The following is a 20,003-nucleotide window of genomic DNA, read 5'->3' on the forward strand; positions in this document are numbered from 1 at the left end:
GGCTGGAGGAATCACCCTTTTTAACCACAGCCATACTGGAGGTACTGGCTCACCCCCATTCGACGTTATTGGTTCATCTCTCCCTGTCGTTAGTGATCAGTTCAGACAGGTTCAGCTATGGATAATTGATAACAAACCAATACAAGCCATGCCGATACGCTTCCCGGTATATATGCTGATGCTGTTGGTGGCGGCAGGGGCTACGGCTCAGCAGGCCCCGAAAGATGTTAACTACCTGCCCGAATACACCGTCAGCCTGGAAAACCCGCCCAGGCCAGCCCGAACCCCCGACGGGCAGCCTATGTCTTACAGCAGCCTCACTAATCTAACCGGTAACACCCGTGATAGTCTGCCAGTCGAAGCCCTGCTGCTAACGGTCAACGCGGTTGGTCCTACTGACTGGCAACGGCTACGCCAGCTACGTTCGTTGCGGCTACTGGCCATTTTTGTACCAGACACGATGGCGCTGGAATTGGATTCGTTGCTGCTAAACGTGGCGGGCCTGCCCCGTCTGGAGGCGTTGCGGATCAGTTCCTTCACCCCTACGCTCAAACGAAACCGGCCACCACGAGCCACTGACACCACCAGCCTAACGCCCCAGCGGCCAGTCCAGCAACCGCCCGTGATACCCGTAGCGGGGTTTGCTTCGCTGCGCGAGTTGCGACTGTCGGGCGATAAAATTCCGGCCTATGTGCTGATTGGTCGTTTCTGCGGCCACCCCAGCCTGCAACGGGTCGAGCTTTGGGGTGGCTGGCAACTCCCTCAAAAGACGCTGCCCGATAACCTCAGCTGCCTGCCTAACCTCACCACCTTGCTGGTGAACGGACGGGGGTGGCAGGCATGGGAAGCCGCCTTTAGGGGGTTGACAGGGTTGCGGTCGCTTTACCTCTCATCGGTGTCAGCCGGTGGCCCTCCAGCACGTTCGCACGACGAAGGCAACCCGGTCATTAAAGCCTATGAGGACCGCCACGTGGCTGATCTAAACCGAGGATTGGCGCAACTCACCCGCCTTCAGCAGCTTGATATATCCTCAGTCACCCAGACAGCGCAGCTTCGGCTGGGCGAGCTACCATCGCTAACCCACCTGCGACTGCAACACGTGACCCCCGGCGATATGATGTTTAGGGGTATGGAGGCACTTGAACACCTCACGCTGGAAGACTGCTACCTGACCAGCCTGCCCACGGCTGTTTGTAGCCTATCGCGGCTAACGAGCCTCAACTTGGTCCAGCAGAGCGCCAATAGGGATGAGGCCGGTACTCAGTTACTACTGTCGGCGTGCGTGAGCCGCCTGACCAGCCTGACGGCCTTAACCATCACTAACTATCCCATCCGCCGCCTACCGCTCCAGGCTGGTGAGCTGCCCCGGTTACGGCATGTTCAACTAGCGGCCTGTCAGCTCGATACAATACCCCCCTTTCTGTCATCGCTTCGGGCGCTTACCTACCTAGACCTACAGGGCAATGCCATTACGTCCATTCCCGACACGATCCGGGGCTGGTGGCAGCTCCATTCGCTCAATCTGAGTAGCAATCGCCTCACGAGATTACCCGACTTTCTCTCCCAGCTAAAGCAACTGCGGGTGCTGGCCGTTGGCGGCAACCACATTAGTCGACTACCTAACCGATTAGGCGATTTGGACTCCCTACGGAGGCTCGTTATTGGCGATAACGCCCTGACGGCACTGCCCCCATCGCTTGGGCGGTTACGGCGATTGCAGTCGCTAACCATTGCTAAGAACCAGTTAACAGAGCTACCCAACTGGCTGGGGCAACTGATCGACCTCACCGACCTTTCCTGCGATATGCCACTACGTAAGCTGCCAATTTCACTACTGAAAATGAGAAAGTTAGCCACGCTAACCCTGCTCAACACCCACTTGCGTACCCTGCCCGCCGGGATCAGTTCGTTGGCACAGCTTAGGTATATTCGTCTGGAATCCGACGAAATCCGTACCCTACCACAGGGCTTTGGTCGCCTGCTCAACCTAATTGGACTAGCCATCCATGGCGAAAAATTCAGCCGGTTGCCTACCAGTTTTGGCTGGTTAAGCAAGTTGAATAATCTAACGATCAAAGGTTGTCGCACTAGGGATGCGGCCGTGTTGGGGAGCCTGGTCCGCCTGCCCGCCTCGCTGGTAAACTGCCAAAAATTGGCTACCCTTACCCTCACCGACCAGTCCCAGCTCGACGTGGCGGCCCTCTTTGGGCAACTGGTCAAACTTTCCGCCCTACGGTATGTTAATCTGACGGGCGACAGTATCCGCACACTGCCGCCCATGCCCTGGGCAAGCCTCCGGTGGCGGTCATTGCGACTGGCTAACAACGATTTGATACTCCCGCCTTCGGAACTGGCCCAGATTCCGGATTTACAGTTGCTCGATCTACAGGGTAATCCGCTTCCGGCCTTGCTAAACCACTCTTTTCACAACCACACGATGATTCAGGCGGCCTTGCTGTCCGCTCCGGTCAACCGATAAGGTTTTACTATAAGTTACCCCCGGCGTGTGCCATTGTCATGGACAAATTCCGAACTGATCGTTATTCGCCCTTGCAACGTGTGCAAACAGGTAGGCACATCGGGAAGTAAACCACGTAGATAACTGGTGAAGAGGATAAGAAAGGATCTTGCCGTGTCAATAGACGTGGCGGAATAGTCCAAAAGGGAGGAAAGCTCGATGAACTGATAGCAATAGCTGTGTTTTTAACTAAAGAAGCCCAGCCATGGTTGGGCTTCTTTTTACCTGCTGGCAATGTGTCGAAACATCGACTGTTTATGGCAGGACACGCTCCTAGAAACGCCCAAAAATCGCTGGGCTATTAGAATCACCTGATAAGATAAACGGCATTACCCTGGTAATAAGGTCAGCCGGTGGCGGTAGGTGAGACCGATGGGCACCTCGACCTCTTCAAAGCCAATCCGGTTGCCCTCGATGTAGCGAATGTGGTGTTTGTTGACAATGTATGACTTATGCACCCGGATGAACGTCAGCGGGGGCAGGCTCTGCTCAAGGTCGTTGAGCGTCTGCATCGTCAGAATCATGCCCTGCGTGACGGTAAACACTTTAACGTAGTTGCCCCAGCCCTGCACGTAGCGCACATCCGCAGCATCCACTTTATAGATTTTCTTGTCTGATTTTAGAAAGAAGACCTCCGGTTTTGGTGCCGGGAACGAAGTCGGTAGAGCCTCGACGGGTGGGACCGGGGAGTGCGGGCGGAAGCGGTCGAGCAGGCGGTTGGTGGTTTTCAAAAACCGCTCGAACGTTATAGGTTTGAGCAAATAATCCACCGCGTCGAATTCGTAGCTGTCCACGGCATAGGTCGAGTAGGCCGTTGTCAGTACTACGGCGGGCGGGGTAGCCAGCGTGCGGAGCAGGTCCAGTCCACTTAATTCAGGCATCTGAATGTCTAAAAACAGGACGTGAATAGGCAGGGTTTGCAGCGCATTGATGGCCTCAAAGGCGTTGGGGCACTCGCCCGTCACCGCAAACGCGTCGAGCCGCTGGAGGTGCGTGCGGATCACGCCCCGGGCCATCGGCTCATCATCGACAATCAGGCAATTCAGTTTCATGGCAGATCAATCATCAAACTAACAACGTATTGAGTGTCGGTTTCAGTCAGTGTCAGTTCATGGCGGGCGGGGTAAAGCAGCCGCAGCCGCTGGCGCACGTTGGCCAGACCCGTGCCCGACCGTGCTTGGCGGTCGGTGCTGACCGACGCGGGTTTGTTGTTTTCAGCGTAGAAAAACAGCTTCGGGCCAGCCACCTCCACCCGGAGCAGAATCTGGGGATTGAGGGCGTTGCGGTCGGCTCCGTGCTTGAAACAGTTTTCCACGAACGGCATCAGCAGAAAAGGAGCCAGGTACACCCCGCCAAACGGACCTTCGCGGTGCAGTTCGACGTGCCCGCCGGGAGGAAGCCGCGTTTGTTCCAGCCGGACGTAGTGTTCCAGGGACGTGAACTCTTCGTCGAGCGGCACCCGGTCCTTTCGTCCCGCTTCGAGGTTGTAGCGCATCAGGCCCGAGAGTTGAGCCACCATGCCGGCCGCTTTGTCGGAGCGTTCGAGGCATAAAAAGTAAATGTTGTTCAGCGTATTGAACAAAAAGTGCGGGTTGATCTGTGCTTTTAGGTTAGTCAATTCCGACTGCTGAAGCAAATACTGCTGTTGCATCTGCTGGTTCTGATGCACCACTAATCGCCCAAAGGCCACGAACCCGAAAGCAGCCAGCACCGATATGAAGAACCGCACGAAATCGAGCAGCCAGACTAGCCAGTAGCGGTTGAAATAAGCCGGGTCGGCAAACCAGCGCGAGAGGAGCAACGTACCCAGCACCGTCACAAACAGGGTCAGACCGTAGGCCCGGTACCGGCCCCGGTCGAAGAAGTGGGGTACCAGGACGAAGTTATTGATAAAGACTGAACTGACTGGAAAGACGAAAAAGAAGGCCTGGAGCCAGGTTTGTTCAAAGAAGTTTTCGTTCAGAAAATAGTCCAACACCACGATGAGGGTGGTGAGCGATACCGCCAGTCCATTCAGCCACGAAATTGCCCGTTCGGACCACAAATTCATACAGGTATCGGCTTGAAACGAGTGTAAACCTACGGGCAATTATTAGCAACCCCCAATTTTAAGGACAAACGCAGTTGGTCAGCCGTTTAAGCCCGTTGGTCAATGTTTTAGGGTGCGGCATTGCGCCGGAGATGGGTACGTCGATCTTTGCGGCTGAATCAGATAGAGAAAACGGGTGGTTCGTTGTCATTACCGTATAAACGCGGAGACGTGAGGATACAACTAGTATATGTCAGCCTGTTGATGCTGGTTTCGGTGATAGCGCAGGCGCAGGCGCTGACCTACTCTATTCTGGTGGGCAACGACCCCGTGGGGCAACTCACGGCCACTGAAAGCGCGTACATCGGGGGCAGCACGGTGGTCAACATCGACTCGAAGCTGACGATCAGTTTTATCGGCTCGTTCGTAATTGAAAGTCATCAGATGGCTTACTTCCGGCGTCGGGTTTTACAGGAAGCCGAGCAGATCATTACCCGCAATGGCAAACTTAAAGAACAAACGGTGGTGAAACGCACCGCATCGGGCTACCAGGTTCAGCGCAAAGGCGAAAACGACCTGACCATTTCAGGCGAGGTGTTGTTCACGATGGGCCAGCTTTACCACCACGAGCCAAAGGGCATCAGTCAGGTATTTTCCGAACGGTTCGGGCTGTTGTGCGCCGTTCGGGTGGTTGGGGCGGGGCAGTACGAGGTCACCCTGCCTAACGGCAGCGTCAACCGCTACACCTACGGGCGGGGCGTTTGTCAGCGCATGGAAACCACCTCCAACCTGAAGGATGTCCGGTTTGAACGCCGACCTTAATTTAGCTGCCCGATGAAACCAATCCTGATACTGTGTTTTTCGCTGCTGACCCTGACCACCTCGGCCCAGGACGACCCCTACGAAACGGTGTTTCAACGCCGGGCCAACCGGCAGACATCGGCCCTGAAGGGCTACGGGATGATCCTGACGGAGTTTTCGCCCCGCGTCAACCCGTCGTCAGGCGTATATTCGTTTCTGAGCAACGGGCTGGAAGGGGGTGTCATCATCAACCGGCGGGTACGGCTGGGGGCCTACAGCCTCTATACACTGACACCGGGCGACCTTCTGCGGGTTAATCCGTATGCCGCGCAGGAGAGCGTATCGGGCTACTTGCAGATTGGGGGTACGTTCGCCTGGTTGCCCCGCTCGGAGAAACCCCTACACCTGACGCTGGGCACCCGCTTCGGCTACGGCGGTTCGCTCATTAGCTACGTAGCATTGCCCGACACCTACCAGACGATACAGACCAACGGGCTGCTGCTAACCCCGCATGTTGACCTCGAAGCCAACCTACGCCCCTGGCTGCGGGCCAGCATAGGGGTGGGCTACCGGATCGTGGCTGGCCCCAACACGACTTTGTTTGCGTTTGGTCGGGATTTTGGTACGCCCGTGCTACACCTTGGTATTCAATTTGGCAATTTCAAATAAGCACTTCACATGAGCGGGCGTCTGCTTTTTTTTCTGCTGCTATTGCTGGGGACGTACCCCGCGCCGGGCCAAGTGGACTTGGAGCCGGAGCCGATGCGGTATCTGGTTCAGAAAGGTCAGCCCCTTCGGGTGCGCGGATTTGCCGCGTCGCTCACCGAACTGTCGGGCATCAACAACCGGGCGGTGCTGTCGGTGGGTGGGCAGGGAGCGGCTCTGTTCAATCGGCACCTGTGGGTGGGTGCCTACGGCATCACCACAGTCACGCCCGTGCGCGACATCGTCTGGGACCGGCTGGGTACGCCTTCGGATCGCTACACCGAATTTACGCAGGTGGGCGGGTTGCTGGGCTATAGTTTCCGCCCCAAACGGGCCGTGCACGTGGCCGTAAGTTCGCGCATCGGGGTAGGTTTTCTCAACAGCGGCCTCACAGGCGACCTATCGGCAGTAGCGTTCGTGGTTACGCCCCAGGCGGACGTAGAACTTAACCTGTTCCGCTGGCTGCGGGCGTCGGTGGGGGTAGGTTATCGCTTCGTGGGTAACAACAGCCAACTCACGAGCCAGAACACGCTCAACAGTCCGGCCCTGTCGGTAGGCCTGTCGTTCGGCTGGTTCGACTGACCTATAATTGGGCTATTTATTCTAAAAGTATGAATAAATATTGAGTAGGCTTCCGTTAATGAAGTGGTGGCTTTTTTAGAAGTCAGAATACAGGATAGATCAATTGATGGGTAGAAAAAAACGTACCGCTCATGGAACAGCAGATTAAATTGAACACTATCGAGTTGTTGTTAATCTGTCTCACGATTGTCAGTGTTGTGATCCTGATACGTTGGAACAAGCGCGTTGATGCAAGGGCACTGCCGAACCCAGATGCTCGCGTACCTGTATCGGCCCACCTAATTGACCGTTCAGAGCCGACGCTGTCCCAACGAGAACAGGAGGTGCTGGCTAAAATCATATAGGGAAAAAGCAATAAAGAAATTGCGGCCGATCTGTTCGTTGAAGTAAGTACGGTTAAAACGCACATTAATAAACTCTATAAAGTCCTTGGCGTATCATCGCGTAAGGAGATTACAAACGCACAGGGCAAGGATTTGCCACCCGGCCAGATCAGCTAACCTAAATTCAACCAGGGTGTAGACCTTCTTTCCACCCCACTCAATTTGGTAGCCACTGAGCGTCTTGTCAGTTTTGAGCGATCAACTGATAAACGCCCTGACTATTGAAAAATCCTCGCTGGTACCTACGATGGCTAATTTTTCTATGCCTGTTTAGCTGCGAAAAGCCGACGATTGATGCATCGCTGCCGCTGACTCAGCAACTCGATCAATACCTCACTTTCTTACAGGACAAAAAGCAGTTTCACGCGGTCGTACTGATCGCAAAAGGGCAGGATGTGCTGTTGCAAAAAGGCTACGGGCTGGCGTCAGACGAAACGAAGCGGTCTATGCAGCGCCAAACCGTACTCGACATTGGCTCCGTTACCAAACAGTTTACGGCTGCGGGCATCATGCGTTTGGTTGACCTCAAGAAACTGACGGTTGAGGACAAAGTTGGCCAATATTTTCCCGAATTGCCCGCCGACAAAGCCGCCATCACCGTACACCAGTTGCTAACCCACCGGTCTGGCCTGCCATCTGATTTTGCCGAAGATTTGGACAAGCTAACCCCTACAGCGGCTTTGCACCACATTGTCATGGCGAAATTAGTCGCTAAACCGGGTGAGAAGTATGCGTACTCGAATACGGGGTATGCCCTGTTAGGCCTGCTGATCGAAAGGCTGACCGGCCAGACGTATTTTCAGTTCATGCGCCGATCCGTTTTTGCGCCGACCAAACTGAACTCCACGGGTTTTTACGGCGACGATTACAAAGGAGATCTCTATTTCACCGGCTACTTCAACCAAACCCGTACCAATTATAGCCAACTTGATTCCTCCGTTTATTATGGCAACACGCTGGCCAACGGGGGTATTTTATCGACAGTAGGCGATATGTACACCTGGTTTCAGGCCATAACCGGTACATTTCTTTCTTCGGATTCGCGGAACAAACTGTTTACCGATTACGGCGATGAATACGGCTACGGCTGGTCCGTTTCTCAAACCAGGCACGGAACGTTTATCAATCATAACGGCGGGGGATTAGGTGGGAATGCCTTCGTCGGTTTTTACCCGGACCAGCAACTGACGGTCATTATCCTGTCGAACCGGATCGAATATCGGACTCTTTTTGGGGTGCCGGTAAGCGTTAGTCTTCCGGCAGACGAAGCAGCCAAACAAGTGCTGGACAACCTGCTGGACGGCAATTTTTCCCGACTACCCAACCGCACACTTCCCCCCAGCCAATGGTAGTAGCTAAGCCGTTAAAACAAGGGCAAGTCGTTGCTTTAATGCGAAGACGGATACTGTGGATGGCCTGTTTAGCCGTATGCTGGACAGGCCAAGCCCGGGCACAACAACAGGCAGCGATACACCCGGATCCGGTTCACAACGTGAGTTATCTGACGGCTCCGTCGGCCTTTCAGCTACCGGCGGGCCGGGGTACGTATCAGACGAGCTACTTGCTGATACATACGACGTCGATAGGCCTGAGCCGCCATCTTTCCGTTGGCGGGGGCGTTGAATTACTGTCGCCCCTGCTGGCGGAGAAGGGTCCTTTTGCCCCGTTTATTCTGCTACATGCAAAGGCGGGGAGGCAACTTGCCAGGCGGTTTCACGTGGGGGCCAGTGCGGCCATTTGGCGGTCAATATCCGAAGTGTCATCAGCCCGCCAACTGTTGCTGATGCAGGCGTTGGGTACGTATGGGCAAGCCAACCGTCATGCCACAGTGGGCATTGGCTGGGGTTGGGCCGCGCTGACCGAAGCGGCCAGTGGTCGGCTCCAGTTTGAACCACGCCCAATTATATCATTGAGCGGCATCAGCCATCTGTCGGGCCGGTGGGCATTGCTGACCGAAAACCGGATGCTACCGACCAACGACGGTTACCTGATCGTGTATGGGTACGGGGTCCGGCTTTCGGGCAAACGCCTGGCCCTCGACTTGGCCCTTCTCAATAGTAAGGACCTTTCCGCGCTGTTCATAGCCGGGGTTCCGTTTGTTAAACTGGCGGTTCGTTTGTAGTTCGTTTATTAACTACATCGTCTACTGGCTCGGTTCTTTTAATTCGCTTATTTATGCCCTATTTTCGCCTTATTAACAGTCAAACAGCCGTACATAATTCTAGCCGTTTCATGGGCTTATCCGCTCACGGATCTGGGGGTCAGACGTAGCCAGACTGTAGCGAAGCGACCGGCGCAGAACAGGAACCACCTTAGCATGACAACGCTTAAAAGCGAAATAATCCGGTTCGCCGAATGCGACGCTGAACAGGCCGACGCAATTTTAGACAGCCTGCGGCCGGTCCGGTTGGAAAAAGGCCGGTTCCTGCTGATAGACGGCCAGGTTTGTGAGAGCTACTTCTTCGTGGCGAGCGGTGCCCTGCGGCTTTATTATCACAAAAACGACCAGGATTATACCGCCTGGATCGCTACGCCGGGGCAAATCTTTACCGACCTCGAAAGCTATCTTAGCGAAAGCCGGAGCCGGATGAACATCGAAGCCATTGAGCCATCCCTCGTTTTGACCATTCTGAAAAGAGACAGCGACAGGTTGGCACAGACCTCACCGGCCTACAACACTCTTCTGCGCCGAACGGTCGAAGAAGCGTTTGTCAACCTGAGCAAAAACGTGATTTCGTTCCAGAGCGACGAAGCCATCGAACGCTACCGACGGCTCGAAGCAGAGAAGAACTGGCTCGGCAAATTTCCGTTGAAGTACATATCAAGTTTTATTGGCATCACCCAAAGTTCACTCAGCCGGGTGCGGGCAAACAAGCGTTAATTTTTTGCCATAAGGCAAATTTCAAGTCAGGGCCAACGTATACTTTTGCCTTATCCATCAATACAAACTTTACGGCAATGCTCGTTACCCTGCTCATTGGCCTGGCCATCGGTATAATTACCGCCTTTATCATACTCACTATTACTCTCCCGACCAAAGTACAATATATCGAGACGGTGGACGTACTGGCACCGGTTTCGAGGGTTTACGATGCGATCCGCTATCAGGAACAGTTGATGGAGTGGTCGGCCTGGCCCTCAGAAACAAATTCTCAGTGTTCAGTTAAGGGCAACGACGGACAGGTTGGGGCGCAAACAACTTATTTTCAAAAAGAGAAACAGTTTGGTTATCAGGAGGTCACTGGCTTGATTGGAAACGAGCTGGTGAGTTTTTACCTGACCAGCGATGCCCCGTTTGAACAGGATACCCGGCTGCATTTCTGGCTAAAAGAAGTAGGCACTGACAAAACAAGGGTTGCGCTTTGGTTCGACAATACGCTGAAGAAACCAAGCCATGTGCTGCCCTACGTGTTCGGCATTATTCGATGGACACACCAGATGCACCTGAAAGACCTGGCAGGGCTTAAGCACTACGTTGAAAACACGACCAAAGCAAACCTGCACCGGGCTGGCGTTGCCTGAGCGTTTGGTAGTTTAACCGGTCTGGCCTTACTTATCGCTTCCTGTGGGAGCGCTTAGACAGGCCAACTTTTCATTGCAACTATCATGTCTGTATTTGAGGCTACACTACCCATTGAGCGATTGGACGAGCGGAAGGGCGGCTACTTTTACTTACAGATTACTGCTGGAGCCGTTGACCAGTTCAGCAAGAAACGCGCCACCCGGCTAATCTGCACCCTCGACAGGACGGTTTCCTACCCGTGCGGCCTGAATCACCTCGGCGACGGCAATTTCTTTATCATCCTGGCCAGTAAACACCTAAGGAAGCTTGCCAAAAAATCCGGTGACAGCGTGTATTGTGAACTGACCGAAGACCCTAACCTGCTGGGCGTTGACGTGCCCCCGGTCGTGGAGGCACTGCTCGAACAAGACGACGACTTGAAGACGCGGTATGAGCAACTCACCGATGGTGGAAAACGGGGACTTATTCACGCCGTCAACACGTCTAAAGACATTGACCGGCAGGTTCAGATTGCCGTTGCTATACTACAGGGCGTATCCAGGCGGCAGGCCCTTCGTCGATAAGTCCGTTTTTAGCCATTACCGGGTAGAACTGGGCAGTCAACCGCGATATACTGCGCAGTATTTCTGCCAAGCTGATTACCCGCCCGGTGCTACGTTGGTCAGCCGCCGGGCGGGATTTTTTGACTATGGCGTCGTTCCGAAGAACGCGTCGCTGTTGTTGAGGGCAACATACACCGAAACGTAGCTGGCCAGCAACAGCCAGGCAAATCGGGGCGCGATGCCCCACCCAGCCCGTTTATCGACGCGGAAGCAAAGCCATAAGCTAATGCCCGTCAGGGTGCAGCCCAGCACAGTGTCGATGGCACCCAGGACAGGGCTTTTCAGGCCGAAATACAGGAGCGTGAAAAAGGCAAACAAAGCCCAGTTGACCGCTTCCAGCCACAAAATAGACCGGCGGTAGGGTGTGCTGACCGGCTTGTTAGCCACGATAGCCAGGGCGTAGAGCGAGGTAATATTGTTGAACAGCCAGGCGGGGGGAAACAGCCAGTCGGGCGGAGCAATGGACGGCTGTTTAAATTGGTTGTAAAAGGCTTCGTCGCCGTTAAAGCCCGCCGGGAAGAGGCTGATGGCGTTCGCCACCACGAAAATAATCAGCGCGTGCCACCACCGGAAAATGGGGCGGGCAGGTACTTGCGTTGCAGTCAGCATGAGTAAACTAATTTAGGGTTTATTAAATGTGTAAATCGGTCGGGCGGGCTTGCGGATGAAACGAGTCGGCATACGTACCCAGTAGGCAGTTCTGTTCGGCGGCCATCTCTTTGAGCTTAGTGATAGCCTCCTGCTTCGGTAAACCGCAGATTTCTCCCATGTTTGTATCTTTGGCTTTTAGAATGTCAGCAATTTACAACAAAAACGTTTTAATTTTAAAACTGTTTTGTTTTATTATACATAAATAGCCGCATAGTGAGCAATCACGCAGAGGACACAGGTTCATACGTACCGCTTATTCAGCAGTGGGAGGAGTACATACGGGCTACCGGAAACCGGTCGCTCGACCACTTCGGCCTGTGGCTGCTGAGCAGTCGGCAGCAGGAACGGCAGGACAAACCGGCCCTGAACGATCCGGCGCTGGCCCGCTATTTCAAGGGCAACACCGATCAGCACGGGTATGGGTATCGAAGCTCGGAAGCCGCTTACCTGATCTGGCGGCTAAACAAGTTCGTGCGGTTCTACACCAAGCCTATTTTTCAGGAGATGGGGCTGAGCGGTCAGGACGATTTTGCCCTGCTGGCACACCTTGACTATCAACCCGATTGCCCTAAGAAAGAAGCCATTCAGGCCAACATCATTGACGCCACGACGGGCATCGAAATCATTCGGCGGTTAGTTAAACAGGGTTTGGTGGCCGAACGCCCTAACCCCGCCGACAAACGGGAAAAGCTTATCACGCTCACGCCCGTCGGTCGCGATACGCTGCACGAGACGTACCGACGCTTCGCGGCCATTCAGGACCTGTTAGTCGATTTAAGCCAGCAAGAACGCGACGAACTGATGGCGACGCTGAAAAGCTTGGACGAGTTTCACACCACCAACCACAGTAATCTGATCCGATAAGGCTGGGCAATTCAACTGCCTCCGATGAGATCGACGGGGGGCATCAGTTTGGGGCCATCTAATCCGCAAACTGCAGTGGCCCTGTTTCTGACAGTGTTGGTCAGTGGGTAGGTAGCGTTGGTCACTCTTTCTTCGGCTTGCGCGTTGGGCCGGGCAGTTTTGCCCCGTCATCACGCACAATCCTCATGAAAACGCTGACCACCCGCCCACGACCGGGCCACCACCCCGCCCGACCCATCCTGTCCCTGCTGCTTTTCGCGGCTTCATTCTCCGTAAGCGTTGCTCAATCATTTACCCAGACTATTCGGGGCACGGTGGTCGATGCCGGGCTGCAAACGCCCCTGCCCGGTGCTTCTGTCGTGCTGCTTGGCTCGGAGCCGTTGCAGGGTACAACCACCGATGCGGAAGGTACTTTCCGGATTCCAGCCGTGCGGGTGGGGCGACAGTCACTACGGGTGTCGGTGGTGGGCTATAAAGAACGATTATTGAGCAACCTCACGGTCGATTCCGGTAAAGAATTGGTGCTGACCATCGCACTTGACGAAAGCGTCTCGCAATTAGCAGAGGTAACCATCCGCCCCACGGTTGACAAAGACAAGCCGCTCAATGAACTCTCGACGGTATCAGCCCGGACGTTTTCGGTGGAGGAAACCGGTCGGTTCGCGGCTGCCATCAACGACCCCGCCCGCATGGCCACCGCCTACGCGGGTGTCGTCGGCGGTAATGATGGCAACAACCAGATTATCATCCGGGGCAACGCCCCCAACGGGCTGCTGTGGCGGATGGAAGGCGTGGAAATCCCCAACCCCAACCACTTTGCCGAGCTGGGTACGTCGGCGGGGGGCGTGTCGATCCTGAGCGCCCAACTGCTGGCTAACTCCGATTTTCTGACCGGTGCCTTTGCCGCTGAGTACGGCAACGCGCTGTCGGGCGTGTTCGATCTGCGGCTGCGCCGGGGTAACAACGCCAAACGCGAAAGCTACGTGCAGGCCGGGGTGCTGGGCCTCGACGTATCGAGTGAGGGGCCGTTCAGCAAGAAGTACAAGGGTTCGTACCTGTTCAACTACCGTTACTCCACGCTGGGGCTGCTGCGGCAGGTGGGCTTTAACCTCGGCAGCGGTACGACGACTTTTCAGGATTTTTCGTTCAACGTTTATCTGCCCACCAACCGGCTGGGTACGTTTACTTTATTTGGCTTTGGGGGCCTGAGCCGCCAGGATACACCCGCCAAACGCGATTCGACGCAGTGGCAATACGACTTTGACCGCTTGAACGAGCAACTGACGGCCAACACCGGCGCGGTCGGCCTGACCCACACGCTGAACCTGGGACGGCGGGCCACACTGAAGACGGTGGCCTTAGCTTCGGCTTACGGTTACACCTACCAGAGTCAGTTTTTGACCGACGAGCTTCGGCTGGACGGGCGCGAACAGTCGCGCTATCTGAACCGCAAAGATATTCTGTCCAGTACGCTTACCTACAAATTAAACGCCCGCCATACGGTCCGGCTGGGGGCTATCGGTGCCCGGCTTGGGTTCAGCCTGAACCAGGCCGCCTACCAGCCCCAGCCCCAGCAGCTCGAACCGACCGTAGCCGTAGCCGACCAGACGACCCAGACCGTGCAGGCATTCGGGCAGTGGCAGTTCCGACCCACCGAGCAACTGACGCTCAACGCCGGGGCGCACTACCTCCGGTTACTGCTCAACGGGCGGGCGTCCATCGAGCCACGGGCCGCCTTGCGCTGGGCCTTTCGCGAGGGGCAGAGCTTGAGCCTGGGTTACGGGCTGCATTCGCAGGTACCCAATGTGGGTACGTTGTTTTCGGTGGTGGCGCAGGAGCGGGGATTGGTTCAGGCCAACCGGAGGCTGGGCTTCACGCGGGCGCACCATGTCGTGCTGGGCTACGACCGGCTGCTGACCGAGGCCTTGCGGCTGAAAGTAGAAAGCTACTACCAGTGGTTGTTCGACGTGCCGGTGAGTGCTGCCGGGCGCGATGCGTATTCCCTGCTTAACCAGCAAACCAACTTTCCAATCCAGCGGCTGGTTAACGCAGGCACCGGCCGCAACTATGGCCTGGAGCTGACGCTGGAGCAATTCCTGAAAAACAACGTGTATTTTCTGCTGTCGTCGTCGCTGTACCGGTCGGAGTACCAGGGTTCGGATGCAATATGGCGCAGTACCCGCTTCGATGGCCGCGTGGCGACGAGCCTGCTGGCTGGTAAGGAATTTATCGTTGGCAACAGTACGCTGGGTCTCAACGTCAAGCTGACCTACGCGGGCGGCTACCGCGACACGCCTATCGACGTAGCGGCCTCGCGGGCGCAGGGCCAGACGGTGTACGTGGATGCGCTGACCAACAGCCTCCAACTCACAGACTACCTGCGGCCCGACTTGCGGGTAAGCTGGAAAAAGCAGCGGCCCCACTCCACGCGCACCCTCTCACTCGACGTGCAGAACCTCATCAACCGCCAAAACGAGTTTAACCGCTCCTTCGACCCCACCAGCGGCACCGTGCGGGTGGTCTACCAGAACGGCCTGCTGCCGGTGCTGAGCTACCGCGTCGCGTTCTGAAAGCTAACAACCACATTGCAACAAGTTCACACTGTCAAGTATAGGCCTGTCGAAGATCACTACCTATACCCGACATTGTGGGGGCTGTGCATAATCGATAGTGATAGGACTGTGATTTTGGACCACGAAATCTTCGAGGTGGACATAACTGCCGGGGTGAAGTCTGTTCATTTTCGGCAGCGGCAACCCGTAATTTTACCATCTTATTGCCGGTGCGGAGCCTTCTAATTGGTCTACTCAATAACAACCATCACCATAGTACGGCCATTAGCTTCCATCGTTTGTTTCCAAAGCCGCCGGTTGGCTTTATCGATAAAGTAGGTGCTTTTTCCATTGCCAATCTCGTCAGTCACGTCTACTACCCATACGTTTCGCAACCCTGCTGTTTTGCTGGCGTATGTACCACTGCTTACGTTACCAACCGACGCGGTGATTACCCCAATTTTCGCGGATGGGTTGTAATCGTAGATGGCTATCTTCTGGGTAAACCCCTGTTTAAGCGGCAACCAGCGAATCAGAATCGGGTAAAGGTTACTGTCGAAGTAAGGAGTTCGGGTGGTGTCGTTGATGGGCGTGTCTTTCTTACGCAGCTTATCACGGTAGAAGCCCGTTACCACCTTGCCAAAGTTCAGGACCATGTCGCGTTGCATATTGTACGAGGCATGACGAATCGGCTCTAAGGTGTTTCTGACACAGACTGTCGAATCAACCCAATCGCCCTTCATTCCTTTCATGGCCACCGATGTTACCGCCGTTAAGCGGTCTTTAGTCGTCGTCAAGTGAGTGGATACGGTGCCAATCTGTATCTGGGCAGTGTCGCGAACCATATACCAAGCCATCCTGTAGGCTTCTTCTTTGATCCATTGTTTGTCAATCGCTTTGACGGAAGGTGTCAGTTGCGCGTGACTCAGGCTGTAACAGCATAAAAGTAAAAAGGTCAGTATATACTTCATAATCGGCGTATGGTTGATTTATGAGTAAATATGTTCGCCGTCCCGGCAAGTGGAACCAACAGTATGATGGTAGGTTGAAAAAATGGATCGAAGGGAATTTAGCCGCCTACATTATGTCCATATCAAAATAGCTATACGTTTGTTGAGTGTAGCGGGTCCATTACGTGGATGCTACTAACCCTGCGCACTGTCTATGACCTACCAACTACTGATTGAAGCAATTGAGCGACAGGTACACCTCGATGAAATTGAGATCGATAACATCCGGGCTGCATTTCAGCCCCAATACCTGAAACGGCGGGAAGTGCTGATTCACCAAGGCGACGTGTGCCGCTATGAATACTTTGTCAATAGCGGGTGTCTGCGCTCGTTTTATACGGTGAAAGATACTCAGCACACGCTGATGTTTGCCACCGAGGGCTGGTGGACTGGGAGTTTAAAAAGTTTTTTAAAAAGTATACCATCAGCTATTACCATCGAGGCTATGGAATCCACCCACCTATTGCGTATCAGCCGCCCTCAACTTGAAGCACTTTATGACCATGTTCCTAAACTCGACCGCTTTTTTCGACTTCTGCTCCAGAATCGGTTAATGGCCACGCAGGACCGTGTCCTCGATCACCTCACCCTGCCAGCTACAGAGCGTTACGCGCAGTTCTTGCAGCAGTACCCTACCTTGGGGCAGCGAGTCGCCCAGAAGTATATTGCTTCGTACCTTGGCATTAGTCCGGCTTTTTTGAGCCGCCTGCGCCGACCTCCCACTGATTTATTGACTTAGTACACTTTTTTCCGGCTACCGAAGAGGCACCTTTACGGTTTCATCAAAACTGCCTTTTCCATGAGTGACGTATTGCAGCGAGCAACGATTCACCTAACACCCTATGCCGTTTTGTTTATTCGACTCGCCTTCGGAATGCACCTGATACTATATAGCTACGAGGACATATTCAGCCTGAAGGCGGGCGATAACGGCGCGCCGTTTCTGGCGCAGTTGGGCTTTCCGCTTCCCTACCTGATGGCCTGGCTTTACGTCAGCACTGAGTTTTTGGGGGGACTCTCGTTGCTGACGGGTTTCAAAACCCGCTGGTTTAGCCTGCCGCTCATCTTGCTGTTCCTAGTAGCCATTTTCGTGGTGCATTGGCAAGATCCATATAGCAAAACCTTCGACGCGTTGCATATGCTGGCGGTATCATTTTTTTTCCTGTTTAATGGGTCGGGGGTTTGGTCGGTGGATAGCTGGCTCGCTAAACAGATGGGTAACTCATGAGAGCATTTGTGGCCGAGCTAATCGGCACCGCCTTGCTGGTGTTTATCACTGTTGGGGTAGATGTGATTGCGCCCAAAGGGGCTGGCTTGTTGGGTATCGGGGCCACGGCTGGCCTGACCTACGCAGCTCTATTTTATTCTGTGGCTCAGTTATCCGGTGGGCAACTTAACCCGGTCCTATCTCTGGCGGCCTATCGAAATCAGGCCTTGTCGGCACGGGGGCTAGCTAAGTATATATTGGCACAGGTAACAGGGGCCATACTGGGGGCGGGAGGCATCTGGTTAGTTGTGCAGGGGCTACCTGCTCCCTACGACATTACCACATTTGGGTTTGCCCACAATGGCTGGGGAACGGGCTACGTTGATGCATACGCCATGTCCTCGGCCCTTATTATTGAGTTTGTGGGCAGTACCGCTTTGGCTGTCGTGTACCTGACCACCCGCCCGCTGCTGTTGAGAGGTTTAACGGTAGGTGCGCTGCTGATGGTGTTGCATTGGCTGGGCCTATACGTAACGGGCGCGTCGTATAACCCGGCCTATTCGGTAGCCACGGCTCTATTTGCGGGGGCTGATGCACTGCGGCAAGTGTGGCTGTTCATCGTCGTACCGATGGTAGGGAGCCTGGCAGGGGCATCCATCAGTCGGTATCTGGTTTTATCTGAATACCCCTGACCACCAGACCTATCAGCGAATGGTTGGGGCTTTTTATAAATAGCCCATGATCGTCGCGCTCAACGAGCATAGAGCGTTCCGTTGCGAATCACAGAGAAGGGTTAATCATGCCGCCTATTGCAGGTACGTTGTTAGGCAGGCTTTGGGGTGTCGTATAGCCTTTGAGCTACCGTGTGGCGTTCTATTAGATTTGTTAGCATAATGGGTGACTGAAGAATTGCGAGCCACAGAACCGGCTAGTCGACTCTTGGCGGGTAACCAATACATCTTCAGCAATTTGCGCCGGATTGAGAGGGGTAATTTGTGGTTAATACGGTACTGTACCAGCGAACACAACTGCTTCATTTTCTGAGCAATCAGTATGGGAACGTTTTTTGGCATCGTTTTGCTGGGCATCATCCTGACAGGCTGCTCCGAAAAAGCCAACAACCTTATTCTTGCGGGCGGGCAACGGGCGCGAGGGGCAATGCTATTTGGTGAATTGCAACGTGTGCCCAGCGATGGTGAGCTGTTTGAGCGGGTGCAGCGCAACGCCTATCATACAGTGCCTGTGGTCATTTTCCATTCTGACAGTATTCCGTATGATGAGATTGCCGTTACAGCTACACTGGCGAAGTATAAGCTGCTGTATCCGATTGACACGGCTACCTGGCGCAGTGACTGGCGAAAGACCCACGAATCGGTACAGCAACTATTCGCGAGTACGCAATCAGATCCGTGTCGGGATTATTACCGGCAGATTGGCGCAAGCGTGATGCTCATCGGCACCGGTCTGCTGGTCAACGCCGATGCACCCGTCTCGCTCAAAGAAGAGTATATCGACATCGTGCTGACCCAATCGCGAAACGCGGGGCTGGCTTTTTACGCGCTCAAGAACACGAAGGGCAATTGGACACGCCCGGACTGGCAGCAAAAAATCGACACCTTCCGGCTGAATTGCCGACAGTCAGTAACCCAAACCGCACAGAAACTTGATGAGTTAAAAGCTGAGTTCGAGTCACGCCGGGATCGAATGACTCCGCAGGACATCGCCTATCAGGATGCTGTTGTTAGCTTCGTAGCAGCGCGACAAGCCGAGAGCGTCTTCTACACGGCCCGGCTAAACGAACTGGTAGCGAAGCAGCGTGGAAAATGATCGGCCTGTGGTGCCGCTGTTGAATTGCCAACGAGGTAACACCGCTCACCAGTGGCAACTGAGCAGGGCGAGAGCAGCAAAAAGGAGTGGTGAAGCCTTACAAACTGTAGCGTTCGGCGGGCGATGGAGTCAGCAATTGATTCAGGAAACGACGCTCGAACAGCAAAAGCCACCAGATGCCCATGAAGATAAATGAATCGGCAAGGTTGAAGATGGGCATGGATATAAACTGCCCGCCCCAGACAGGTAGCCAACGAGGTAAAAATCCTTCCCAGACATCGGCAAAAATCATGTCGATCACCTGACCGTGAAACCAGGCCATCGGCGAATCAGGAGGGGCATTGTGGAGCAGTACCCCATAGAAGGTAGAGTCGATCACATTACCGAGGGCACCGGAAAAAATAAACGTTACTGCCCCAACCGCCGTCGTGGGCGCAGGTTGCTGGCTCAGCCGAACCAGCCACGTGCAAATAAACCACAGCGCCAGCAGCCGAAAACCAACCAGCACCAGTTTGCCGTATTCATGCCCGATCTGCATACCAAAGGCCATGCCGGGGTTAAGAACGTAATGTAGTTTCAACCAGGTGCCGATCAGGGGCAATTCACCCAGCGGGCCGGGGGCCATGGTGAGGTGTACGCCTAATTTCGTGGCCTGATCTAGGCCCGTTAGCAGACAGCAAGTCAGCAGGACGCGGAGTAATCGCTTGCGCTTTTCCATGAAAATTTCAGGCTTTGCCGATGTATATCGT

General features: G+C 54.5%; 23 protein-coding genes and 1 pseudogene. 17 read left to right on the forward strand and 7 right to left on the reverse strand.

Annotation, left to right across the window (positions count from 1 at the left end):
• The first annotated feature begins 148 nt into the window (after window positions 1–148).
• Window positions 149–2,479, forward strand: coding sequence for a hypothetical protein (locus ACFE8Q_RS25860; RefSeq protein ID WP_375448348.1), 2,331 nt, complete (start codon window positions 149–151; stop codon window positions 2,477–2,479).
• A gap of 368 nt (window positions 2,480–2,847) precedes the next feature.
• Here the strand turns inward: ACFE8Q_RS25860 and ACFE8Q_RS25865 are convergent, their stop codons facing one another.
• From ACFE8Q_RS25865 to ACFE8Q_RS25875, 3 genes are read right to left on the reverse strand one after another with little or no spacing between them, the layout of a single operon-like run.
• Window positions 2,848–3,570, reverse strand: coding sequence for a LytR/AlgR family response regulator transcription factor (locus tag ACFE8Q_RS25865; RefSeq protein WP_375448349.1), 723 nt, complete (start codon window positions 3,568–3,570; stop codon window positions 2,848–2,850).
• The gene (locus ACFE8Q_RS25870) at window positions 3,567–4,568 is read right to left on the reverse strand and encodes a sensor histidine kinase (RefSeq protein ID WP_375448350.1); all 1,002 of its coding nucleotides are present in this window, start codon (window positions 4,566–4,568) and stop codon (window positions 3,567–3,569) included. Before ACFE8Q_RS25870 ends, ACFE8Q_RS25865 begins: the two co-directional genes overlap by 4 nt.
• Before the next feature lie 58 nt (window positions 4,569–4,626).
• Entirely contained in the window at window positions 4,627–4,758 is a 132-nt protein-coding gene (locus ACFE8Q_RS25875) for a hypothetical protein (protein ID WP_375448351.1), read from the reverse strand.
• Between the two features lie 20 nt (window positions 4,759–4,778).
• Here ACFE8Q_RS25875 and ACFE8Q_RS25880 point away from each other — a divergent pair, with 20 nt between their 5' ends.
• The 10 genes and pseudogenes from ACFE8Q_RS25880 to ACFE8Q_RS25925 all read left to right on the forward strand — a co-directional run bounded on the left by ACFE8Q_RS25880 (window position 4,779) and on the right by ACFE8Q_RS25925 (window position 11,104).
• On the forward strand, window positions 4,779–5,369 hold the full coding sequence (locus tag ACFE8Q_RS25880; RefSeq protein WP_375448352.1) for a DUF6134 family protein: 591 nt from the start codon (window positions 4,779–4,781) through the stop codon (window positions 5,367–5,369).
• Between the two features lie 12 nt (window positions 5,370–5,381).
• Complete coding sequence (locus ACFE8Q_RS25885; protein WP_375448353.1) at window positions 5,382–6,017, forward strand: hypothetical protein; 636 nt, start codon at window positions 5,382–5,384, stop codon at window positions 6,015–6,017.
• Window positions 6,018–6,026: 9 nt separating this feature from the next.
• Window positions 6,027–6,635, forward strand: coding sequence for a hypothetical protein (locus tag ACFE8Q_RS25890; RefSeq protein ID WP_375448354.1), 609 nt, complete (start codon window positions 6,027–6,029; stop codon window positions 6,633–6,635).
• 131 nt (window positions 6,636–6,766) lie between these two features.
• Window positions 6,767–6,979, forward strand: a complete 213-nt coding sequence (locus ACFE8Q_RS25895; RefSeq protein WP_375448355.1) for a hypothetical protein — start codon at window positions 6,767–6,769, stop codon at window positions 6,977–6,979.
• 12 nt (window positions 6,980–6,991) lie between these two features.
• Window positions 6,992–7,135 (forward strand): annotated as a pseudogene (locus ACFE8Q_RS25900) (helix-turn-helix transcriptional regulator); the annotation flags it as partial.
• A 104-nt stretch (window positions 7,136–7,239) separates the two neighbouring features.
• The gene (locus ACFE8Q_RS25905; protein WP_375448356.1) at window positions 7,240–8,370 is read left to right on the forward strand and encodes a serine hydrolase domain-containing protein; all 1,131 of its coding nucleotides are present in this window, start codon (window positions 7,240–7,242) and stop codon (window positions 8,368–8,370) included.
• Window positions 8,371–8,510: 140 nt separating this feature from the next.
• Complete coding sequence (locus ACFE8Q_RS25910) at window positions 8,511–9,140, forward strand: hypothetical protein (protein ID WP_375448357.1); 630 nt, start codon at window positions 8,511–8,513, stop codon at window positions 9,138–9,140.
• Between the two features lie 195 nt (window positions 9,141–9,335).
• Window positions 9,336–9,899, forward strand: a complete 564-nt coding sequence (locus ACFE8Q_RS25915) for a Crp/Fnr family transcriptional regulator (RefSeq protein WP_375448358.1) — start codon at window positions 9,336–9,338, stop codon at window positions 9,897–9,899.
• 77 nt (window positions 9,900–9,976) lie between these two features.
• Window positions 9,977–10,540: a hypothetical protein gene (locus ACFE8Q_RS25920; protein WP_375448359.1), complete on the forward strand. Its 564-nt coding sequence runs from the start codon at window positions 9,977–9,979 to the stop codon at window positions 10,538–10,540.
• Between the two features lie 84 nt (window positions 10,541–10,624).
• The gene (locus ACFE8Q_RS25925; protein WP_375448360.1) at window positions 10,625–11,104 is read left to right on the forward strand and encodes a DUF1905 domain-containing protein; all 480 of its coding nucleotides are present in this window, start codon (window positions 10,625–10,627) and stop codon (window positions 11,102–11,104) included.
• 123 nt (window positions 11,105–11,227) lie between these two features.
• Here the strand turns inward: ACFE8Q_RS25925 and ACFE8Q_RS25930 are convergent, their stop codons facing one another.
• Entirely contained in the window at window positions 11,228–11,752 is a 525-nt protein-coding gene (locus ACFE8Q_RS25930; protein WP_375448361.1) for a TspO/MBR family protein, read from the reverse strand.
• A 22-nt stretch (window positions 11,753–11,774) separates the two neighbouring features.
• Window positions 11,775–11,912, reverse strand: coding sequence for a hypothetical protein (locus tag ACFE8Q_RS25935; protein ID WP_375448362.1), 138 nt, complete (start codon window positions 11,910–11,912; stop codon window positions 11,775–11,777).
• 95 nt (window positions 11,913–12,007) lie between these two features.
• Here ACFE8Q_RS25935 and ACFE8Q_RS25940 point away from each other — a divergent pair, with 95 nt between their 5' ends.
• Both ACFE8Q_RS25940 and ACFE8Q_RS25945 read left to right on the forward strand, forming a co-directional pair.
• The gene (locus ACFE8Q_RS25940) at window positions 12,008–12,658 is read left to right on the forward strand and encodes a MarR family winged helix-turn-helix transcriptional regulator (RefSeq protein WP_375448363.1); all 651 of its coding nucleotides are present in this window, start codon (window positions 12,008–12,010) and stop codon (window positions 12,656–12,658) included.
• A gap of 185 nt (window positions 12,659–12,843) precedes the next feature.
• Window positions 12,844–15,228 (forward strand): TonB-dependent receptor, encoded by a 2,385-nt coding sequence (locus ACFE8Q_RS25945; RefSeq protein WP_375448364.1) that lies wholly within the window; start codon window positions 12,844–12,846, stop codon window positions 15,226–15,228.
• Between the two features lie 233 nt (window positions 15,229–15,461).
• Here the strand turns inward: ACFE8Q_RS25945 and ACFE8Q_RS25950 are convergent, their stop codons facing one another.
• Window positions 15,462–16,181, reverse strand: a complete 720-nt coding sequence (locus ACFE8Q_RS25950) for a hypothetical protein (protein WP_375448365.1) — start codon at window positions 16,179–16,181, stop codon at window positions 15,462–15,464.
• A gap of 193 nt (window positions 16,182–16,374) precedes the next feature.
• Here ACFE8Q_RS25950 and ACFE8Q_RS25955 point away from each other — a divergent pair, with 193 nt between their 5' ends.
• The 4 genes from ACFE8Q_RS25955 to ACFE8Q_RS25970 all read left to right on the forward strand — a co-directional run bounded on the left by ACFE8Q_RS25955 (window position 16,375) and on the right by ACFE8Q_RS25970 (window position 19,254).
• Window positions 16,375–16,959, forward strand: a complete 585-nt coding sequence (locus tag ACFE8Q_RS25955; protein ID WP_375448366.1) for a Crp/Fnr family transcriptional regulator — start codon at window positions 16,375–16,377, stop codon at window positions 16,957–16,959.
• Window positions 16,960–17,019: 60 nt separating this feature from the next.
• Entirely contained in the window at window positions 17,020–17,448 is a 429-nt protein-coding gene (locus tag ACFE8Q_RS25960; protein WP_375448367.1) for a DoxX family protein, read from the forward strand.
• Window positions 17,445–18,119 (forward strand): aquaporin, encoded by a 675-nt coding sequence (locus tag ACFE8Q_RS25965; protein WP_375448368.1) that lies wholly within the window; start codon window positions 17,445–17,447, stop codon window positions 18,117–18,119. The genes ACFE8Q_RS25960 and ACFE8Q_RS25965 overlap by 4 nt, the downstream gene beginning before the upstream one ends.
• Before the next feature lie 361 nt (window positions 18,120–18,480).
• The gene (locus ACFE8Q_RS25970; protein WP_375448369.1) at window positions 18,481–19,254 is read left to right on the forward strand and encodes a hypothetical protein; all 774 of its coding nucleotides are present in this window, start codon (window positions 18,481–18,483) and stop codon (window positions 19,252–19,254) included.
• 97 nt (window positions 19,255–19,351) lie between these two features.
• Here the strand turns inward: ACFE8Q_RS25970 and ACFE8Q_RS25975 are convergent, their stop codons facing one another.
• A complete protein-coding gene (locus ACFE8Q_RS25975; protein WP_375448370.1) occupies window positions 19,352–19,972 on the reverse strand; it encodes a lipoprotein signal peptidase in 621 nt (206 codons plus the stop codon).
• Between the last annotated feature and the right edge of the window lie 31 nt (window positions 19,973–20,003).

Source organism: uncultured Fibrella sp., from assembly GCF_964250085.1.
Lineage (GTDB): Bacteria > Bacteroidota > Bacteroidia > Cytophagales > Spirosomataceae > Fibrella.

Excerpts from the sequence above, each read along its gene's own strand:
- ACFE8Q_RS25870 (WP_375448350.1), bottom strand. The coding sequence starts at position 4,568 with ATGAATTTGTGGTCCGAACGGGCAATTTCGTGGCTGAATGGACTGGCG.
- ACFE8Q_RS25950 (WP_375448365.1), bottom strand. The coding sequence starts at position 16,181 with ATGAAGTATATACTGACCTTTTTACTTTTATGCTGTTACAGCCTGAGT.
- ACFE8Q_RS25890 (WP_375448354.1), top strand. The coding sequence starts at position 6,027 with ATGAGCGGGCGTCTGCTTTTTTTTCTGCTGCTATTGCTGGGGACGTAC.
- ACFE8Q_RS25920 (WP_375448359.1), top strand. The coding sequence starts at position 9,977 with ATGCTCGTTACCCTGCTCATTGGCCTGGCCATCGGTATAATTACCGCC.
- ACFE8Q_RS25935 (WP_375448362.1), bottom strand. The coding sequence starts at position 11,912 with ATGGGAGAAATCTGCGGTTTACCGAAGCAGGAGGCTATCACTAAGCTC.
- ACFE8Q_RS25975 (WP_375448370.1), bottom strand. The coding sequence starts at position 19,972 with ATGGAAAAGCGCAAGCGATTACTCCGCGTCCTGCTGACTTGCTGTCTG.
- ACFE8Q_RS25865 (WP_375448349.1), bottom strand. The coding sequence starts at position 3,570 with ATGAAACTGAATTGCCTGATTGTCGATGATGAGCCGATGGCCCGGGGC.
- ACFE8Q_RS25915 (WP_375448358.1), top strand. The coding sequence starts at position 9,336 with ATGACAACGCTTAAAAGCGAAATAATCCGGTTCGCCGAATGCGACGCT.
- ACFE8Q_RS25945 (WP_375448364.1), top strand. The coding sequence starts at position 12,844 with ATGAAAACGCTGACCACCCGCCCACGACCGGGCCACCACCCCGCCCGA.
- ACFE8Q_RS25925 (WP_375448360.1), top strand. The coding sequence starts at position 10,625 with ATGTCTGTATTTGAGGCTACACTACCCATTGAGCGATTGGACGAGCGG.
- ACFE8Q_RS25885 (WP_375448353.1), top strand. The coding sequence starts at position 5,382 with ATGAAACCAATCCTGATACTGTGTTTTTCGCTGCTGACCCTGACCACC.
- ACFE8Q_RS25955 (WP_375448366.1), top strand. The coding sequence starts at position 16,375 with ATGACCTACCAACTACTGATTGAAGCAATTGAGCGACAGGTACACCTC.
- ACFE8Q_RS25930 (WP_375448361.1), bottom strand. The coding sequence starts at position 11,752 with ATGCTGACTGCAACGCAAGTACCTGCCCGCCCCATTTTCCGGTGGTGG.
- ACFE8Q_RS25970 (WP_375448369.1), top strand. The coding sequence starts at position 18,481 with ATGGGAACGTTTTTTGGCATCGTTTTGCTGGGCATCATCCTGACAGGC.
- ACFE8Q_RS25895 (WP_375448355.1), top strand. The coding sequence starts at position 6,767 with ATGGAACAGCAGATTAAATTGAACACTATCGAGTTGTTGTTAATCTGT.
- ACFE8Q_RS25875 (WP_375448351.1), bottom strand. The coding sequence starts at position 4,758 with ATGACAACGAACCACCCGTTTTCTCTATCTGATTCAGCCGCAAAGATC.
- ACFE8Q_RS25960 (WP_375448367.1), top strand. The coding sequence starts at position 17,020 with ATGAGTGACGTATTGCAGCGAGCAACGATTCACCTAACACCCTATGCC.
- ACFE8Q_RS25965 (WP_375448368.1), top strand. The coding sequence starts at position 17,445 with ATGAGAGCATTTGTGGCCGAGCTAATCGGCACCGCCTTGCTGGTGTTT.
- ACFE8Q_RS25860 (WP_375448348.1), top strand. The coding sequence starts at position 149 with ATGCCGATACGCTTCCCGGTATATATGCTGATGCTGTTGGTGGCGGCA.